General features: G+C 71.6%; 15 protein-coding genes. All 15 read right to left on the minus strand.

Annotated elements, in window-relative coordinates; genetic code table 11:
* Window positions 1–45: 45 nt before the first annotated feature.
* A complete protein-coding gene (serA, locus tag ACFVS8_RS03820) occupies window positions 46–1,635 on the minus strand; it encodes a phosphoglycerate dehydrogenase (protein ID WP_387057717.1) in 1,590 nt (529 codons plus the stop codon).
* A gap of 172 nt (window positions 1,636–1,807) precedes the next feature.
* Window positions 1,808–2,203: a bacitracin resistance protein gene (locus ACFVS8_RS03825; protein WP_387057720.1), complete on the minus strand. Its 396-nt coding sequence runs from the start codon at window positions 2,201–2,203 to the stop codon at window positions 1,808–1,810.
* The gene (locus ACFVS8_RS03830; RefSeq protein ID WP_387057723.1) at window positions 2,200–2,742 is read right to left on the minus strand and encodes a DNA polymerase III subunit gamma/tau; all 543 of its coding nucleotides are present in this window, start codon (window positions 2,740–2,742) and stop codon (window positions 2,200–2,202) included. The genes ACFVS8_RS03825 and ACFVS8_RS03830 overlap by 4 nt, the downstream gene beginning before the upstream one ends.
* 27 nt (window positions 2,743–2,769) lie before the next feature.
* Window positions 2,770–3,519 (minus strand): copper homeostasis protein CutC, encoded by a 750-nt coding sequence (locus ACFVS8_RS03835; protein ID WP_387057725.1) that lies wholly within the window; start codon window positions 3,517–3,519, stop codon window positions 2,770–2,772.
* 44 nt (window positions 3,520–3,563) lie between these two features.
* Window positions 3,564–5,444 carry a hypothetical protein gene (locus ACFVS8_RS03840; RefSeq protein ID WP_387057728.1) on the minus strand — a complete coding sequence of 627 codons (1,881 nt, stop codon included), beginning with the start codon at window positions 5,442–5,444 and terminating at the stop codon, window positions 3,564–3,566.
* Between the two features lie 3 nt (window positions 5,445–5,447).
* Window positions 5,448–6,356, minus strand: coding sequence for a DUF2182 domain-containing protein (locus tag ACFVS8_RS03845; protein WP_387057730.1), 909 nt, complete (start codon window positions 6,354–6,356; stop codon window positions 5,448–5,450).
* Window positions 6,353–7,723, minus strand: coding sequence for a tyrosinase family protein (locus ACFVS8_RS03850; protein WP_387057733.1), 1,371 nt, complete (start codon window positions 7,721–7,723; stop codon window positions 6,353–6,355). Before ACFVS8_RS03850 ends, ACFVS8_RS03845 begins: the two co-directional genes overlap by 4 nt.
* A gap of 200 nt (window positions 7,724–7,923) precedes the next feature.
* Entirely contained in the window at window positions 7,924–9,843 is a 1,920-nt protein-coding gene (locus tag ACFVS8_RS03855; protein ID WP_387057736.1) for a bifunctional metallophosphatase/5'-nucleotidase, read from the minus strand.
* 110 nt (window positions 9,844–9,953) lie between these two features.
* Window positions 9,954–10,472, minus strand: a complete 519-nt coding sequence (locus ACFVS8_RS03860; RefSeq protein ID WP_387057739.1) for a hypothetical protein — start codon at window positions 10,470–10,472, stop codon at window positions 9,954–9,956.
* On the minus strand, window positions 10,469–10,720 hold the full coding sequence (locus ACFVS8_RS03865) for a hypothetical protein (RefSeq protein WP_387057742.1): 252 nt from the start codon (window positions 10,718–10,720) through the stop codon (window positions 10,469–10,471). The genes ACFVS8_RS03860 and ACFVS8_RS03865 overlap by 4 nt, the downstream gene beginning before the upstream one ends.
* A gap of 145 nt (window positions 10,721–10,865) precedes the next feature.
* On the minus strand, window positions 10,866–11,894 hold the full coding sequence (gene ilvC / locus ACFVS8_RS03870; RefSeq protein ID WP_387057745.1) for a ketol-acid reductoisomerase: 1,029 nt from the start codon (window positions 11,892–11,894) through the stop codon (window positions 10,866–10,868).
* Between the two features lie 66 nt (window positions 11,895–11,960).
* On the minus strand, window positions 11,961–12,470 hold the full coding sequence (gene ilvN, locus ACFVS8_RS03875) for an acetolactate synthase small subunit (RefSeq protein WP_387057748.1): 510 nt from the start codon (window positions 12,468–12,470) through the stop codon (window positions 11,961–11,963).
* 2 nt (window positions 12,471–12,472) lie between these two features.
* Complete coding sequence (locus tag ACFVS8_RS03880) at window positions 12,473–14,275, minus strand: acetolactate synthase large subunit (RefSeq protein WP_387057751.1); 1,803 nt, start codon at window positions 14,273–14,275, stop codon at window positions 12,473–12,475.
* A 44-nt stretch (window positions 14,276–14,319) separates the two neighbouring features.
* On the minus strand, window positions 14,320–16,014 hold the full coding sequence (gene ilvD / locus ACFVS8_RS03885; protein ID WP_387057755.1) for a dihydroxy-acid dehydratase: 1,695 nt from the start codon (window positions 16,012–16,014) through the stop codon (window positions 14,320–14,322).
* Between the two features lie 10 nt (window positions 16,015–16,024).
* On the minus strand, window positions 16,025–18,286 hold the full coding sequence (locus tag ACFVS8_RS03890) for a bifunctional alpha,alpha-trehalose-phosphate synthase (UDP-forming)/trehalose-phosphatase (protein ID WP_387057758.1): 2,262 nt from the start codon (window positions 18,284–18,286) through the stop codon (window positions 16,025–16,027).
* Between the last annotated feature and the right edge of the window lie 116 nt (window positions 18,287–18,402).

Raw genomic sequence — 18,402 nt, forward strand, 5'->3', positions numbered from 1 at the left:
CCTGCTGGGCCCGCCCGCGGCATCCGCTCGCCTGCGTCGTGCCGGCTACTCGGTGATGTCGATCTCGACGAACACCGACGCGTCGATCGCATCGCGCACGCGCTCGAGCACCTCGGCCGGAACCGGCGAGTCGACGGTGAGCACGCTGAGCGCGCTGCCGCCGGCCTCGCGACGGGCGATCTGCATGCCGGCGATGTTGATGCCGGCCTCGCCGAACTCGCGACCGTAGACCGCGACGATGCCGGGACGGTCGGCGTACTCCATGACGATGTGGGTCGTGGCGATCGGCACCTCGAGCTCGTAGCCGTTGATGCCCACGAGCTTCTCGATCTGCTTGGTGCCGGTCAGCGTGCCCGAGACCGAGATCTGGCGGCCGTCGGCCAGTGCACCGCTCAGCGTGATGACGTTGCGGAACTCGCTCGACTCGGCGTCGACGATGAGGCGCACGTCGATGCCGCGCTGCTCGGCGAGCAGCGGAGCGTTGACGTACGAGACCGACTCGCTCACGACGTTCGTGAACACGCCCTTGAGGGCCGCGAGCTTCAGCACCTTGACGTCGTACTCGGAGAGCTCGCCGTGCACCTCGACGTCGAGGCTCGTGAGGGCGCCCTGCGCGAGGCCCGAGAAGAGCTGGCCGAGCTTCTCGACGAGCGGGATGCCGGGGCGCACGTACGGGTCGATGACGCCGCCCGCGACGTTGACCGCGTCGGGCACGAGCTCGCCGGCGAGCGCGAGGCGCACCGACTTCGCGACCGAGATGCCGGCCTTCTCCTGGGCCTCGTCGGTCGACGCGCCGAGGTGGGGCGTGACGATGACGTTCGGCAGGCCGAGCAGCGGCGACTCGCGGGGCGGCTCCTGCACGAACACGTCGAGGCCCGCGCCGGCGATGGTTCGGGCGACGAGCGCGTCGTGCAGTGCGTCCTCGTCGATGAGCCCGCCGCGCGCGACGTTCACGATGTACGCCGACGGCTTCATCTTCGCGAACTGCTCGGCGCCGATCATGCCCGTGGTCTCGGGCGTCTTCGGCATGTGGATCGTGATGAAGTCGCTGCGCTCGAGCAGTTCGTCGAGCGAGACGGTCTGCACGCCGAGCTGCTGCGCCCGGGCGGCGGTGATGTACGGGTCGTAGGCGATGACCTCGACGCCGAACGCCTGCAGGCGAGCCGTGATGAGCGCGCCGATGCGGCCGAGGCCGATGATGCCGACGGTCTTCTCGTAGAGCTCGGTGCCCGTGTAGTGCGAGCGTTTCCACTCGCCCTGCGCGAGCGCGGAGTGCGCGGCCGGGATGTGCCGCGCGAGGCTCAGGATGTGGCCGACCGTGAGCTCGGCCGCCGAGATGATGTTCGACGTCGGCGCGTTCACGACCATGACGCCGGCCGTCGTCGCGGCCTTGATGTCGACGTTGTCGAGGCCGACGCCCGCACGGGCGATGACCTGGAGCTTGGGCGCCGCGGCGATCGCCTCGGCGTCGACCTTCGTCGCTGACCGCACGAGGATCGCGTTGGCGTCGGAGAGCGCGGACAGCAGCGCCGCCCGGTCGGTGCCGTCGACGTTGCGGACGTCGAAGTCGGGCCCGAGGGCGTCGACGGTGGCGGGCGAGAGTTCTTCGGCGATCAGCACGACCGGCTTTGACACGAGTGATTCCTTCGGGGGTTGCGCGCGCGACGGCGCAGCACTGTGTGGGTGGGATGCGCCACACACCGTCGGGGGCGCAACCCGCTCAGCCTACTTCAGGCGGGACACGTGTTTCGTCCGTATGACGACGCGCGACCGCACAGCCCGTCGGGTGGAGCCTGCCAGCGGCGGGTCAGACGACGACGCCGCCGATCTGCCCGAGCAGCACCGACAGGCTGAGGAACAGCACGGCCGAGACCGCGAGGCCCGTGAAGTACAGGGCGATGCGCGCGAGCAACCCGCGCCTGCGACCGAGCGCGAACGCGACGCCGAAGCATGCCAGCGGTGCCACGAGCGCCGCGATCATGACGGCCCAGCCCGCGCCGCTGAACGAGAGCCCGAGGCCGAGCAGCTGCACGATCGATTCCACGACCTCCCACACGTCGTAGGCGAAGAAGAGGCCGAAGAGCACCGCGAGGCTCACGTCGAGCCAGATCGGCAGGGTGCGCACGCGGGCAGGCCCGCCCGCGGCATCCGCATCGGAGACGATCGGCGCGCCCGGCTCGGGCGAAGCGGGAACGGCGCTCATGCGGTGACCCCCAGGACGAACGGCAGCGGGGCGAGCACGAGGGCGCCCGCGATCAGCCAGGCGAGTCGCGCGCGACGGCCGCCGGCGCGGAGGGCGAGGGCGAACCAGCACGGCGCCGCGAGCACCGCGAGCCAGAGGCCCAGGCCGTACATCGCGTCGCTCACGACGCTGACCCCCGGCACCGACGTGCGGAGCGCCGTGATGAACCAGCCGATCGTGTAGAGCAGGTAGACGCCCGCGAGGATGCCGAGCACGACGAGCTCGACCGACCCGGTCTGCGGGGCGGCGGTCGCGTCGCCCGCCGGCTCGGAGGCCTCGTCGAGCGTCGCGTCGCCGGGCGCGCCGCGGTCTCGAGCGCCGGTGCCGGCGGGGTCGGATGCCGCGGCCGCGCCGTTCGCGCCGCTCGCGCCGTTCGCGTCGGAGGCGGTCGCCGCGGTGGACGCCGTCACCGCCGGGCCGACCTTCTTCCAGCCGGGTGCGAGGGTCGGATCGTCGTCGCCCTCCCAGCGCAGGGCGTCGTCATCGGTCTCGCGCGTCATGACCTCAAGCCTACGTCGATCGGCTGTTCAGGCCGTGCGCCAGCGGCCGCCGGCAGCGGCGACTGCGGCCCGCACCGTCGCGGCATCGGTCACGTCGAACCCGTCGATGCCGCCGCCCGGCCCACTGGGGCCGCCCCGCTCGTCGCGCGCCCTGGCCGAGAGGTGCACCGCGTCGACGCCGGCCGCCGCGAGGTCGGCGATGTCGGGCACCCGCACGCCGCCGCCCGACATGACCTCGAGCCCGCCCGACACGCCCGCGATCATGCGCTCGAGGGTCGGCAGGCCTGCACGGCAGTCGACGCCGCCGCCGGAGGTGAGCACGCGGCGCACACCCGATCCGGCGAGCGCGAGCACCGAGGCGACCGCGTCGGCGCTCGCGTCGACGGCGCGGTGCACGGTCACGTCGATGCCGGCGGCCGCGTCGACGAACGAGGCGATCGCCCGGTCGTCGAGCACGCCGTCTTCGGTCAGCGCACCCACCACGACGCCGTCGGCGCCGAGCGAACGGGCGAGCCGGATGTCGCGCACGATGGTGTCGAGCTCGTCGGCGTCGTACACGAACCCGCCGCCGCGCGGGCGCACCAACACGTGCACGAACCCTGATGCGCCGGCCACGCGCGCCGCCTCGACGGCCGCCTCGACCAGCCCGGCCGACGGCGTCAGCCCGCCGAGCCCGAGCGCCTGGCACAGCTCGATGCGGGCGGCGCCCTCCTCGAGGGCGATGCGGACGCCCGCGGCATCCTGGACGGCGATCTCGACCTGCAACTGGTTCGGCACCCTGACACAGTAGCGGCCCCGTGAGGCGGGGGCCGACCGCGGACTCACCTCGGGCGGAGGGCTCCCCTCGCCCGCACGAGGTCGAAGAAGGCCCCGGGCTCGACGCCGGGCGGCGGTGCCGTGAGCGGGGCACGGCGGGCGGCGGACGCCACCAACGCGGGGGGCGATCCGAGCCGGCCACCCGCGATTCCGCGCGGGCCATGGGCGTCTGCCCCGAGGACGCCCGGCGCGAAGTCGTCCGACCCGAGGTCGTCGGGCCCGTCATCGTCTGCGGCGACGGGGTGCACCGCCGCAGGCGCCACCGTCCCGACACCCGGCGCCGCGGCATCCGGACCCTCGACGGTCGCAGCGTGCCCGGCCGCGCCCCGGAGACCGCCCTCGGCCGCGACGCTCCGCACGAGCGCGAGGCAGCGGCCGTCGCGCCAGCGGATCGCGATCGTCGCACCCACCGGCACCGCCCGGGCCCGGGTGCCGTCGGGCCGCCGCTCCCCCTGGCGATCCCAGGCGACCTTCACGAGCAGTTCCCGCTGCGGGTCGACCCCCTCCGGACCGACCCGCTTCGTCGCGTCGATGCGCGGCAGCACCGAGAACGGCACCCCGGCTGGGATGCCGATCGCGCGCCGGTGCGCGCCGACCCAGGCGTACGCCGCGAAGTCGGCGTCACGCAGGGCCTCGAGCTGCGCGGGATCGAGGTCGAGCGCGCGCGACCGCCGCGCCCGCAGCTGGGCGGCCGTGACCGCGATCCCCCGCACGACGAACCGGCCGGCGAACGCGTCGCGTCGACGACGCACCGAGGTCGGCACCGGCCGCCCGGTCGCCCCGTCGATCGCCGCATCGGCCGCGATGGCGGCGCGCGCGACATCCGCGAATCCAAGGTCGCCGGGCGGCAGGTAATCGATGCCGCGCAGCACGAACCGGCGGAACACCAGGTGCGCCGTGCCGAGCGCGCGGTTCGCGGCCTGCACCGGCGTGCGACGCCGCCCACCGTCGCGACGCGGCAGCAGTTCCTTCGCGAACCGCTCGTCGAAGATGCCGCGGAGAGTGTCGAAGTAGATCGCCGAGAGCAGCGTGCTGAGCTCGTGCGGCGCCGCACCGGCGAGCGACGCGAGCGTGACGTCGTTCGCGAGCTCGCGCAGCGCGTGCCGCGGCTCGCCGCCCGGCCCCGGCTTCGCGACGCCGAACTCCTCGGCGATCGCGCTGAACGCCGTCGGACCGTCGAGACGGAGTCCGCCGCGGGCGAGCACGCTCGAGCGCAGCCGATCGCTCTCGAGCGCCATGAGCACCGCGACGACGTCGGCGACGGCCTCGTGGATCGCGACCGCCTCGCGCGTCGGACGGTCGACCAGGGAGGGCTGCACCGCATCGAGCAGCGCGTGCCCGCATTCGTGCGCCACGATGTCGCGGCTGAGCGCCGTGTACACCCGCTCCCCGGAGGCGCCCGTGAACCACGAGAACTGCAGGCTCCGCGTGCGCCGGTCGTACGCCGCGTTGGCCTGCTCCCCCGCGCGCGGCACGACGAGCAGCTGCTCGCTGTCGAACGCCCAGCGCACCCGGCGCCCGAGCGCGTCGACCCCCTCGAACATGCGGATGGTGCGGAACGCGATGCCGAATGCGTTCACCGCGATCGCGGCGGGCGAGTCGGGCTCCGCCTCGTCGAACGCGAAGGCGCCGTCGAGCGAGCCCGCGGTGCGCGGCTCGAATGCCACGGGCGGCGGCAGCGGCTGCCCGGTGTCGGGGTCGAAGTCGACCACGGCGAGCCTTCGGCACGCCGGACCGTCGAGGAAGCGGTCGTTCGCGTCAGCCGGCAGGGCGAGCTCGCGCGTCTCGCGCACGGGCACCCGCTGCCCGGCGATCGCGCCGAGGTCGACCGTGTCGTCCTGGATCAGGAGCGACACCGTGGCGACAGGGCCGGCAGCGCGCGCCACGGCTCAGCCGCCGATCCCGCCGACACCGGCGACGCCGCTGGCGCCGAAGCCGCCGAGGCCGGACACGCCGAGCAGCGCCGTGCCGACCGCCCCGAGTGCCGCGACCACGATGAGCGCCGGCGGCATCCGATCGCGCCAGGCGCGGGGATGCCGCGCCTCCCACCACACCGCGAGGCTCGCCGCGGCGAGCACCACGAGGCCGTGCCCGGGAACCATCGCGAGCATGAGCGGGCCGCACAGCACCGCGCATCGGCGCCACTCCGCGAAGCCCGCGACGGCGGCCGAGCGGATGCCGCGGCGACCGCCGGGGGCGATCGGCGGCGTCTTCTGGCAGCGCGCCAGCAGCCGGGCGCGCCAGGCCGAACGCGTCGCGACGGCCGCGACGACGAGCGCGAGGAGCTGCCACCACAGGCTGCCGACCGGCACCGCCGCGAGCTGCGCGATGAGGCCGGCGACGACGCCGAAGCCCACCCACAGCGCCGTCGACACCGCCACGGCGACCACGGGCAGCACGATCCGCCAGCGCACGAACGCCCCCGTGGCGATGCGGTTCGCGAGCGGCACCATGAGCGGCCACATCATCGCCACGACCATGAGCGCCCAGCCGGCGATCCAACCGGGGGTCACGACGACGGATGCCGCGGCGGCACCGGAGCCCTCAGGGCCGCCCGCGGCATCCGCACCGCCGTGCAGGTGCAGCACCGAGCCGGAACCGACGATCGGGATCGGGAGCGCCCCGACGACCAGCACCGCCCACGCGGCGCCGCACACGAGGCGCATGGCGCCGCCGGGCTCGCGCGGCGTACGGCGTCCGCGGCGCGTGCCGGGCGCACCGGACCCTGCCCGCGCACCGGCTCGGGCCGGCGCCGTCGAACGGCCCGCACCTGCACGACGGTCGGATTGCAGCGTCATGGCGCCTGCACGTAGACCGTGACCTGCGCGACCTGCACCGCGCGTGCGTCGTCGCCGCCCTCGCCGTCGCGCGACGAGGCCGGGAGCAGGCGCACCGTGAGGGCACCGCCGCCCCATCCCTCGTCGAGGAGGGCGGGCAGCACGGCCGACGCGTCGACCAGGTAGTTGCGCACCTCGTCGTCGGGCGTGCCCGCGAGGCCGAACGTCGAGAACCCGCGCACGACGTGCGCGTCGGCGTCGGGCGCCGACCGGATCTCGACGTCGTACGCCGGGTGCGGGTCGTGCGCCGTCGCGCCCACCAACTCCAGCATGAGCCGGGTCGGCGGCGCCGCGTCGAGCCCCAGACCGCCCTCGAACGGGATGTCGCGCTCTTCGCCCGACGCGAGGTCGAAGGTCGCCCCCACCGCCTGCCATCTCGCCGCCTCGTCCACGCCGAACCCACCTCCTGCCGCGGCGAGGATCTGCTCCCGCCGCTCGGCGACCGCGTCGGCCGTCGCATCGTCGAGCACGATCGACTCGTACCCGTAGTCCATCGACTCGTGCTCGAGGTCCTCGACCGCGGCCATCGCGTAGGTCCTCGGCCCCTGCTCGTCGCCGAACCAGAACGTCGCCGAGTCCCACGCCGACACGACCTCGGGGGCCGCGGCGCCGGCATCCGTCAGTCGCACCGAGCCCTCGAGCGAGAGCCACACCTCCCACAGGCGGTCGATGTTCGCGTGGTGCAGCCAGAAGATCGGATCGCGGCCGGCGGTCGCGGGCGAGCGCATGAACCCGCCGATCGCCATGTGCACGTAGTTGTGCGGGCGGTCCTCGACCGTGCCGAAGAACTGGTCGGGCAGGGCGCCTCCGAACCCGGCCTCGCGGTCGAGCAGGTAGTGCGGCTGCGCGAGGGCCTCGACCACGTCGGCGTCCTCCGCCGGGATGGGCTGCGCGAGCCGCCCCGGGGAGAACAGCGGGTTGTCGACGAGCTCGCCGTCGACCGTGCGCTGCTCGACCGCGAACTCGACGGGGAGCGTGCGCGGCGACGACGGCTGCGAGTAGTCCCAGTACGGCAGTGCCCAGTCGGGCTCGCCGGCCGCGTCGCGGATCGACTGCTCGAACCACGCGAGATACGCGCGGTGCCACGGCAGGAAGAACAGCGACGCGTGCGTGCACTGGGCCCACGCCGGCCGTCGCTGCGTGAACTGGTCGATGCCGTGCGTGTTGGCCGCCCACATCCACGAATCGGGCTGCGGGCCCGCGTCGTCGCGCGCCTTCATCGCCTCGACCCCGCGCGCGTACGCATCGAGGACCGGATGCCACGGGCCGGTCCGTGCGGCGTCGGCATCGCCGACCGTGAGCCCCTCGATGTCCATCCTGGTGCGCATGTCAGACCCCCTCGTGCGAACGTGCGGGGCATGTCTACCACCGGGCCGGGGGTGCGTCTACAGGGCTGACGGCACACTTCCCACCCGTCCGCGCGCACGTCGACGCCGTGGTCACCGCCTCGGCGCGCACGCCGCGGACGCGGACGGAGGACGACCCGACCGGGCCGCCCTCCGTCGTCGCCGAGCGCGCGATCCGGGGCTCAGAACACCGGCACACCGTTTCGCACCAGCCGCCAGTTCTCGACGTGGAACGTCGCCGGGTCGATCGTGCCCTGCTCCGACGCGTACGCCACGATCGCCTCGCGGATCGCGACCTGCGCGTTGTAGACCACGGGCGCCGTCGCGATGTGCGGGAACCCGCCGCCGCCCGACTGCCGGTAGTTGTTCACGGCGACGAGGAACTGCTGGTCGTCTGCGACGGCCGCGCCGCCGTAGGTCAGCGGCGAGATCCGCTGCCCGACGGGCTTCGAGATGTCGACCGTGTACTCCACGCCCGAGAACTGGTCGTAGTTGTAGTCGGGCGTCGACGCGGCGCGTGGCGTCGGCGCGTTCGTCCATGCGGCCGGGTCGACCGGGGCGTCGGGCGCGACCTGCTTGTAGTACTCGGCCGAGAACTCGAGGTACTCCCTGATCTGCTTGCCCGTGAGCACCGAGGCCATGAGGGTGTTGTCGTAGATGTAGAGCCCCGCGACATCCTTGATGGTCACGGAGCCCGCCGGGAACCGCGCCGCACGGTTGAACGGGGCCGCGATCGAGACGATCGGGAGGGATGCCTCCGGCGTGCCGGCGACGGCAGCCGCGACGGTCGCGGTCTGCACCTCGTTGACGTAGTCGAGGATCGCGGTGTCCTTCCAGCACGACTCGGCCGCGAGCATCTCGGTCGTCGAGGTCGCGACCGGGGAGTTCATGTAGGCGACCACGGCGTCGTGCTGGGCGCGCACGATCCCGACGAACTCGGGGTCGTCGACCACCGTGTTGGTGTTCACGAGGTGCGCCGAGCTCGACGTGACCTTCCACCGGCCGCGATCGAACTCCAACGCCAGATCGAAGACGCTGAGACGCTGCCCCCAGTTCTTGGGCTCGCTCATGACGACCTGCGCGCCCGTCTTCACGTTCGTCACGAACCGCTCGGGCACCTCGCGGTGGGCGTGCCCGAACAGGATCGCGTCGATGCCGGGCACCTGCTCGGCGACGAGCGCCGCCGCGTTCTCATTGGGCAGGTCGCCCGAGTACGACGAGGTGCCGCTGTCGCCCGAGTGGGCGCTCACGACCACGATGTCGACGCCCTGCGCCCGCATGATGGGCACCCACCGCTTGGCGGTCGCGACGAGGTCGAGCACCTCGACCTTGCCCTCGACGTTCGCCTTGTCCCAGATGACCACACCCGGGTTGGTGAGTCCGAGCACTCCGACTCGGATCGGCTTGCGACCCTTGACCTTGATCGTCTTGATCGCGTACGGCCGGAACCGGGGTACCTTCGTCTTCGCGAAGACGGCATTGGCCGCGAGCACGGGGGCGTCCATCTGCCGGATCCAGTTGTCGAGGAACTCGAGGCCGTAGTTGAACTCGTGGTTGCCGAGCGCCACGGCGTCGTAGTCGAGCGCGTTCATCTGGGCGGCCATCGGGTGGATCGCGCCCGTCTCGGTGACGGGCTCGACGGTCGCGTAGTAGAACCCGAGCGGCGTGCCCTGGATCGTGTCGCCCGCATCGAACAGCAGCGTGCGGTCGGCTCCCCGGTCGGCCCGGATCTGCTTCACGACGCTCGCGACCCGCGAGAGCCCGACGGCATTGCCGGCGCTGTCGCTGTAGGTCGCGTCCTTGTAGTAGTCCCAGTTGACGACGTTCGTGTGCAGGTCGGACGTGCCCATGATCGTGATGGTCACCGACTTGCCGCCCCGACCGGCCGGCGCGGCGGCGGCCGGGCCAGCCCAGCCCGCGGCGGCGAGGGCACCGGCGGCGGAGGCCCCGATGAGGACGTTGCGTCGGGTGAGGCCCGAGCCGCTCGACGAACCGAGCGGCCCGACGCCGCCGACGTGCTCGATGTGCTCGACGTGCTCGTCGTCGGGCACATCGCACGAGCACCAGCGGGGAACGGGTTCGTGGTTGGAGTGTTCGCTCATGGGACCACATGTGACCACAACGGGGGCCGCCTCGACAAGGGGTTTCGGGTGAATTGGCCGTGCTCATTCGCGCACGCCGTCGCACGAGCCGGACCCGGCCCCACCCGGGTTCAGGCTTCGGCCGGGACTCCGAGATCCCGCACGAGGTAGATCCACGGGAAGGCGCGGCACGCCACCTGCCAGCCGTCGGCCTCGTCCGCGGCGAGCGACGCCCGCCAGAGCACGCGCCGATGCTCCCATCGCGTGCCGGTTCGGACCATGCGGTGCGCGAGCATGCCGGCCTCCACGGTGCGCCAACCTGCACGACCCGCCGCGTCGAGCTCGCCCATCTCGTCGAAGGCGGTGACCGGTCCGAGCCAGCGTTCCTCGGCGCCGGCCGGGGCTTCGGCACCGCCGAACCGCTGTTGCGCGGCCTGCCGCGTCATGCCGAGCTCGGTGCCGATGACGGCCCAGCTCGCCCCGCCCGCACGCGCGGCCTCGACCGACCGCTGCAGGATGCCGCGCACTTCGACCTCGGCCCTGGCGCTGGCGGCGATCAGCGCCCGGTGGGCGTCGACGTCGAGGGCATCGGCGTCGACGCCGGCCTCCGCGAGCACGACCCTGCCCAGCGCATCGGCGAGGTCGGTCACGAGTCGGCGTCTCGGCCGGGCAGCCACATCGCGCGCGAGCCGCCCCTGCGGACGCCGTTCGCATAGCCCCAGAAGTACGCGCCGACCACGACGAGCCCGATGCCCGCTCCGAGCGCCATGCCGCCGAGAAAGCCCTGCCAGTCCAGGCCGATTCCGAGGATCGCGACGATCGCACCGATGGCGATGGCGACGATCGAGGCGACGGTGATGCGACGGACGGCGACGACGGAAGCGGATGCCTGATTCATGGCGTCAACCTAACATTGACACTCCAGACGTGTCAACCAGATCTTGACACTTCGTCGACGGCGACCCGGCGCACGTCGCGAACGCGAAACGACGGGGCCGGCCGAAGCCGACCCCGCCGTCACGGGTGGTGCTGGAGGACTCGCGTCAGCGAGCGACCTCGCCGTCCACGTAGTCGTCGTCGTCGGACGAGTTCCAGGCGAAGAGCTTGCGCAGGTCGCGACCGGTGGTCTCGATCGGGTGCTGCTCGCCCTTGGCGCGGAGCTCGAGGAACTCCTTCTGGCCGTTGTCCTGGTCGGCGATGAAGCGCGTGGCGAACGTGCCGTCCTGGATGTCGGCGAGCACGGCCTTCATGTTCTCCTTGACCGACGGGTCGATGACACGGGGGCCCGAGACGTAGTCGCCGTACTCGGCCGTGTCGGAGACCGACCAGCGCTGCTTGGCGATGCCGCCCTCCCACATGAGGTCGACGATGAGCTTCAGCTCGTGGAGCACCTCGAAGTAGGCGATCTCGGGCTGGTAGCCGGCCTCGACGAGGGTCTCGAAGCCGTACTGCACGAGCTGCGAGGTGCCGCCGCAGAGCACGGCCTGCTCGCCGAACAGGTCGGTCTCGGTCTCTTCGGTGAAGGTCGTCTTGATGACGCCGGCGCGGGTACCGCCGATGCCCTTCGCGTACGACTTCGCGATCTCCCAGGCGTTGCCCGAGGCGTCCTGCTCGACGGCGATGATGTCGGGGATGCCCCGGCCCGCGACGAACTCGCGACGCACGGTGTGGCCGGGTGCCTTCGGGGCGACGAGGATCACGTCGACGCCGGCGGGCGCCTCGATGTAGCCGAAGCGGATGTTAAAGCCGTGGCCGAAGACGAGCACGTCGCCCTCGTTCAGGTTCTCCTTGACGGACTCCGCGAAGATGTGGCGCTGGTACTGGTCGGGCGCGAGGATCACGACGACGTCGGCCCAGGCCGCGGCGTCGGCCACGTTCTTGACCTCGAAGCCGGCCTCTTCGGCCTTCTGGATCGACTTCGAGCCGTCCTTGAGGCCGATGACGACCTCGACGCCCGAGTCGCGCAGGTTCTGCGCGTGGGCGTGCCCCTGCGAGCCGTACCCGATGACGGCGACCTTGCGGCCCTGGATGATCGAGAGGTCGGCGTCCTGGTCGTAGTACATCTCAGCCATTGCTGTTTTCTCCTTGGTGTGGGTTTCATGCAGGGATGTCACGGCGCGCGCGCCGCGGCATCCGATTCAGTTCTTGAAGACGCGCTCGGTGATCGACTTGCCGCCGCGGCCGATCGCGAGCAGGCCCGACTGGGCGATCTCGCGGATGCCGTAGGGCTCGAGCACCTTGAGGAACGCGGTGGTCTTGCCCGAGTCGCCGGTGACCTCGATCACGAGCGCGTCGGTCGAGACGTCGACGACGCGGGCGCGGAAGAGGTTGACGGCCTCGAGCACCTGCGAGCGGGTCGCGTTGTCGACGCGCACCTTGATCAGCAGGTGCTCGCGCTGCACCGACTGGGCGGGGTCGAGCTCGACGATCTTGATGACGTTGATGAGCTTGTTGAGCTGCTTGGTCACCTGTTCGAGCGGGAGGTCCTCGACGTCGACGACGACCGTGATGCGCGAGAGGCCCTCGATCTCGGAGTGGCCGACCGCGAGCGACTCGATGTTGAAGCCGCGACGCGCGAAGAGTCCTGCGACGCGCGTCAGCAGACCGGGCTTGTCCTCGACGAGGAGGGAGAGCACGTGGGTCGACATGGTCAGTCCTCCTCGCTGAAGGCCGGCGAGTGATCGCGGGCGTACTGCACGTAGCTGTTCGACACGCCCTGCGGCACCATCGGCCACACCATCGCGTCGGCCGAGACGACGAAGTCGATCACGACCGGGCGGTCGTTGGTCTCGAGCGCGAGCTTGATGGCCGCGTCGACCTCTTCTTCCTTCGTCACGCGGATACCGAGCGCGCCGTAGGCCTCGGCGAGCTTGACGAAGTCGGGCACGCGCACGCTGTCGTGGCCCGTGTTCAGGTCGGTGTTCGAGTAGCGGCCGTCGTAGAAGAGCGTCTGCCACTGCCGCACCATGCCGAGCGACGAGTTGTTGATGATCGCCACCTTGATCGGGATGTCGTTCAGGGTGCAGGTCGCGAGCTCCTGGTTGGTCATCTGGAAGCAGCCGTCGCCGTCGATCGCCCAGACGGTGCGGTTCGGCTCGGCGACCTTGGCGCCCATGGCGGCGGGCACCGCGTAGCCCATGGTTCCGGCGCCACCCGAGTTCAGCCACGAGTTGGGGCGCTCGTACTTGATGAACTGCGCGGCCCACATCTGGTGCTGGCCGACGCCGGCGGCGTAGATGCCCTCCGGACCGGTGAGCTCGCCGATGCGCTGGATGACGTGCTGGGGTGCGAGCAGGCCGTCGGAGGTCGGCGAGAACCCGAGCGGGAACTCCGAGCGGAGGCCGTCGAGCGTCGCCCACCATTCGGCGAGGTCGGGCGCACCCGCCGCGACCTGGTCGGCGTAGGCCGCGCGCAGGTCGACGAGCACGTCTTTCAGGTCGCCGACGATCGGCACGTCGGCGACGCGGATCTTGGAGATCTCGGCGGGGTCGATGTCGACGTGCACGACCTTCGCGTTCGGCGCGAAGAGCGCCGCCTTGCCGGTCACGCGGTCGTCGAACCGGGCGCCGAGCGCCACGAGCAGGTCGGCCTCCTGCAGCGCGATCACGGCCGGGACCGTGCCGTGCATGCCGGGCATGCCGAGGTGCTGCTGGTGCGAGTCGGGGAACGCGCCGCGGGCCATGAGCGTCGTCACCACGGGGGCTCCGGTCGCCTCGGCGAGCTCGAGGAGCTCCTCGGACGCACGCGACCGGATGACGCCGCCGCCAACGTAGAGCACGGGCCGCTTGGCCTCGGCGAGCAGCTGCGCCGCCGCCGTGACCTGCTTGCCGTGCGCCTTGGTGATGGGACGGTAGCCCGGAAGGTCGATCTTCGGCGGCCACGAGAAGGAGAACATCGCCTGCTGCGCGTCTTTGGTGATGTCCACGAGCACGGGGCCGGGGCGACCCGTCGACGCGATGTGCGCGGCGGCCGCGATCGTCGCGGGGATCTCCTCGGCCTTCTTCACGAGGAACGAGTGCTTCGTGATGGGCATCGTGATGCCGACGATGTCGGCCTCCTGGAACGCGTCGGTGCCCATGAGGTTCGAGAACACCTGGCCGGTGATCGCGAGCAGCGGCACCGAGTCCATGTGCGCGTCGGCGATGGCGGTGACGAGGTTCGTCGCACCGGGGCCCGAGGTCGCGATCGCGACGCCGAGCTTGCCGGTGGACGACGCGTAGCCCTGCGCCGCGTGGCCCGCACCCTGCTCGTGTCGCACGAGGATGTGGCGCAGCTTGCGGCTGTCGAGCAGCGGGTCGTAGACGGGGAGGATGGCGCCGCCGGGGAGTCCGAACACGTCGGTGATGCCGAGCATCTCGAGCGAGCGGACGACGCCCTCGGCACCGGTGATCTCCACCGGTGCATGCGGGGGCACGAGAGCGGGCGACGGCACGGGAGTGGATTCCGTGGTCATTCGGTTCCTGTTCTGGTGAGCGGTGTGAGCGGAAAGCGCAGTGCTCAGCCCGTCGTGGCGCCTTCGGCGGCCGAGCGCACGAGCTTGGAGTACTTCGCGAGAACGCCTCGGGTGTAGCGCGGGGGAAGCGGAGCCCAGCCTTCACGGCGGGCAGCCAGCTCGGCATCATCGACAAGTAGATCGATGGAACGAGCTGCGATATCGACCCGTATCAGATCACCATCGCGCACGAAGGCGATGGGACCTGCGTCCACCGCTTCGGGTGCCAGATGGCCGATGCACAGTCCGGTTGTGCCGCCTGAGAATCGACCGTCCGTCAAGAGTAGTACATCTTTGCCGAGGCCTGCGCCCTTGATGGCCGCCGTGATGGCGAGCATCTCCCGCATGCCGGGGCCGCCCTTGGGGCCCTCGTAGCGGATGACGACGACGTCGCCGGCCTGGATCTCGCCGTTCGTCAGCGCATCCATGGCCGCGCGCTCGCGCTCGAAGACGCGGGCGGGGCCCTCGAACACGGCGGCGTCGAAGCCCGCCGTCTTCACGACCGCGCCCTCGGGGGCGAGCGACCCGTGCAGGATCGTGAGGCCGCCGGTCTCGTGGATGGGGTCGTCGAGCGTGTGCAGCACCTCGCCGTCGAGCGGCGGGAGGTTCAGCTCCTCGAGGTTCTCGCGCATGGTCTTGCCGGTCACGGTCAAGACGTCGCCGTGCAGCAGGCCCGCGTCGAGCAGGGCCTTCATGAGCACGGGCACGCCGCCGCGCCGGTCGACGTCGTTCATGACGTACTTGCCGAAGGGCTTCAGGTCGCCGATGTGCGGCACCTTGGAGCCGATGCGGTTGAAGTCGTCGAGCGTCAGCTCGACCTCGGCCTCACGGGCGATCGCGAGGAGGTGGAGCACGATGTTCGTCGAGCCGCCGAGCGCCATGCCCACGGCGATGGCGTTCTCGAACGCCTCCTTGGTGAGGATCTGACGGGCGGTGATGCCCTTGTTGAGCAGGTTGACCACGGCCTCGCCCGAGCGGTGCGCGTAGTAGTCGCGGCGGCGGTCGGCCGAGGCGGGCGACGCCGACCCCGGGAGCGAGAGGCCCAGCGCCTCGGCGACCGAGGCCATCGTGTTGGCCGTGTACATGCCGCCGCAGGCACCTTCGCCCGGCGCGAAGGCGCACTCGATGCGGTGCGCGTCTTCGGCGCTCATGGTGCCGGCCTTGACGGCGCCTACTGCCTCGAACGAGTCGATGATCGTAATGTCCTTCTCGGTGCCGTCGGACAGGCGCACCCAGCCGGGTGCGATCGAACCGGCGTAGAGGAAGACGCTCGAGAGGTCGAGGCGGGCCGCGGCCATGAGCATGCCGGGGATCGACTTGTCGCAGCCCGCGAGCAGCACCGAACCGTCGAGGCGCTCGGCCTGCATGACGACCTCGACCGAGTCCGCGATGACCTCGCGCGAGACGAGCGAGAAGTGCATGCCCTCGTGGCCCATGGAGATGCCGTCGGAGACGGAGACGGTGCCGAACTGCAGCGGGTACCCGCCGCCGCCGTGCACGCCCTCCTTGGCCGCCTGCGCGAGGCGGGCGAGCGAGAGGTTGCACGGCGTGATCTCGTTCCACGAGCTCGCGATGCCGATCTGGGGCTTGTCCCAGTCGGCATCCCCCATGCCGACTGCGCGGAGCATGCCCCGGCTGGTCATGGCCTCGATGCCATCGGTTACGGTGCGACTGCGCGGTTTGGGATCGAACTCCGACATGTCGAGAAGTCTATTCCCAGCGGGAGACCCCTCCGGCCGCCGCTTCACGCGCCGACGCGAGTAGCTCGAGCAGCTCGGCGACATCGTCTGGGTTCCGCACGCGGTACGGCGCGATCGACTTGCCCTGGCCGACCTTGACGCCGACGTCGCCGTCTTCGAGCGCCGCGAAGGCGTCCTCGTCGGTCACGTCGTCGCCGAGGTAGATCGCGCGGGTGGCGCCCGCGTGCTGGCGGAGTCGCATGAACGACTCGCCCTTGTCGGTCGACCGCACCGAGAACTCGAGCACCGACTTGCCGGAGCGCACGGTGATGCCGCCGAGCTGGTCGGCCACGCGCTCGCGCGCCGCGAGCTGGGCGGCCGAGGCCGCGCTCGACGTGAGCCCGCGCGTGTGCAGGGCGAGGCCGGCCGGCTTGTGCTCGACGCGCGTGCCCTCATGCGCGGCCGCGACCTCCTCGACGACCCTGGTGAGCTGCGCGAGCTTCAGCAGCTCGGCATCGCGCAGGTCGAGCGTGATCGGACCGGTGTCGAGCTTGAGCTCGACCCCGTGCGATCCGCTCAGGAGCACGCCGTCGGGCGGCGAGGCCACCTCGCCGAGGCTCTCGAGCGCTCGGCCCGACACGAGTGCGACCCGGGTGTCGGGCAGCGCGACCAGCCTGGCGATGGCCGCCGCGGCTTGCTCGGTGGCACGGGCTTCGTGGGGATGCTCGACGAGCGGGGCGATCGTGCCGTCGAAGTCGAGGGCGACGAGCAGGCGCTCGGTCGAGGCCAGCTTCCCGACCGCGTCGCGGAGCGGATCCGAGAGTCCGGCCTTGATGATGCCCGACCCGGTGAGGGTTTCGAGGAACGACGCCGACCACTTCGCGACGTCGTTCTCGCGGACGCGCCGGCGCAGGGCGCGCATGCGACGCGCACGCTCGCGCCGCGGCATCCGCACCGCCTCGACGATCGCGTCCTTCAGCCCCTCGATGTCGTGCGGGTTCACCAGCACGGCCTGCTTGAGCTCGTCGGAGGCCCCGGCGAACTCGCTCAGCACGAGCACGCCGTCGCCGTCGAAGCGGCACGCGACGTACTCCTTCGCGACGAGGTTCATGCCGTCGCGGAGCGCGGTCACGAGCATGACGTCGGCGGCGAGGTAGAGGGCCACCATCTCCTCGCGCGGGTAGCCGTGGTGCAGGTAGGCGATGGCCTGGTGGCCGAGCGTGGCGTAGTCGCCGTTCAGGCGGCCGACCGTGAGCTCGATCTCGTCGCGGAGCTGCCGGTACGTCTCGACGCGTTCGCGGGAGGGGCTGGCGACCTGCACGAGCGTCGCGTCCTCGACTGCGAGGCGTCCGTCGCGCAGCAGCTCGCCGAACGCCTTCATGCGATGCCGGATGCCCTTGGTGTAGTCGAGGCGGTCGACGCCGAGCATGACGGTCTCGGGGTTGCCGAGGCTCTCGCGGATCTCGCGCGCCCTGGCCTGGACCGCGGGCCTCCTCGCGATCTCCTCGAACCCCTCGGCGTCGATCGAGATCGGGAAGGCGCGCGCGACCACGCGACGCATGACCGCCTCGTCGCCCGGGCTCGGATCGTTCGGCACCTCGATCACGTTGCCGCGGGTCGGGTAGCCCTGCAGGCGGCGCACGGCGCGCGAGAAGTTGCCGGCGTCGGCCGCGCGCTGGAAGCCGATGACGTCGGCCCCGAGCAGCCCGTCGATGACCTGCCTGCGCCACGGCAGCTGCGAGTAGATGCCGTATGCGGGGAACGGAATGTGGTTGAAGAACCCGATCACGAGGTCGGGTCGCGACTCGCGGAGCATCTTCGGCACGAGCTGCAGCTGGTAGTCCTGCACCCAGACCACCGCGCCGTCGGATGCCGCGCGCGCCGCCGCCTCGGCGAATCGCCGATTGACGCGCACGTAGGCGTCCCACCACTCGCGGTGGAACGTGGGCGGCGCGATGACGTCGTGGTAGAGCGGCCACAGGGTGTCGTTCGAGAAGCCCTCGTAGTACTCCTCGAGCTCGGTGGCGCTGAGCGGCACCGGGATGATCGAGATGCCGTCGTGCTCGAACGGGTCGAACTCGCGGTCGGCGACGCCGGCCCAGCCGATCCAGGCCCCGTCGGCCGCGCGCATGACGGGTTCGAGCGCGGTGACCAGCCCGCCGGGCGAGCTGCGCCAGCCCGCACCGCCGTCGGCTTGCTCCTCGTAGTCGACCGGGAGTCGGTTCGAGACCACGATCATGTCGTACACGTGGTCGACGTACAGGTCTTCGGCGTCGGGCTGAGCGGTGTTCATGCGACTGGAGTCCCTCCTCGCGGTCGTCCTCAGGCTAACAGCGGTCCGCATCCGCGCCCGCGGCCCTTGACGCGGCGCCCCGCGCGTGTCAACCCTCTGACCTCGCAGCCGGATGC

Source organism: Agromyces sp. NPDC058110 (assembly GCF_042884735.1).
In the GTDB taxonomy this organism is placed as follows: domain Bacteria; phylum Actinomycetota; class Actinomycetes; order Actinomycetales; family Microbacteriaceae; genus Agromyces.

Coding starts and splice junctions, on each gene's coding strand:
- ACFVS8_RS03825 (WP_387057720.1), bottom strand. CDS start 2,203: ATGAGCGCCGTTCCCGCTTCGCCCGAGCCGGGCGCGCCGATCGTCTCC.
- ACFVS8_RS03830 (WP_387057723.1), bottom strand. CDS start 2,742: ATGACGCGCGAGACCGATGACGACGCCCTGCGCTGGGAGGGCGACGAC.
- ACFVS8_RS03845 (WP_387057730.1), bottom strand. CDS start 6,356: ATGACGCTGCAATCCGACCGTCGTGCAGGTGCGGGCCGTTCGACGGCG.
- ACFVS8_RS03850 (WP_387057733.1), bottom strand. CDS start 7,723: ATGCGCACCAGGATGGACATCGAGGGGCTCACGGTCGGCGATGCCGAC.
- ACFVS8_RS03855 (WP_387057736.1), bottom strand. CDS start 9,843: ATGAGCGAACACTCCAACCACGAACCCGTTCCCCGCTGGTGCTCGTGC.
- ACFVS8_RS03865 (WP_387057742.1), bottom strand. CDS start 10,720: ATGAATCAGGCATCCGCTTCCGTCGTCGCCGTCCGTCGCATCACCGTC.
- ilvC (WP_387057745.1), bottom strand. CDS start 11,894: ATGGCTGAGATGTACTACGACCAGGACGCCGACCTCTCGATCATCCAG.
- ilvN (WP_387057748.1), bottom strand. CDS start 12,470: ATGTCGACCCACGTGCTCTCCCTCCTCGTCGAGGACAAGCCCGGTCTG.
- ACFVS8_RS03880 (WP_387057751.1), bottom strand. CDS start 14,275: ATGACCACGGAATCCACTCCCGTGCCGTCGCCCGCTCTCGTGCCCCCG.
- ilvD (WP_387057755.1), bottom strand. CDS start 16,014: ATGTCGGAGTTCGATCCCAAACCGCGCAGTCGCACCGTAACCGATGGC.
- ACFVS8_RS03890 (WP_387057758.1), bottom strand. CDS start 18,286: ATGAACACCGCTCAGCCCGACGCCGAAGACCTGTACGTCGACCACGTG.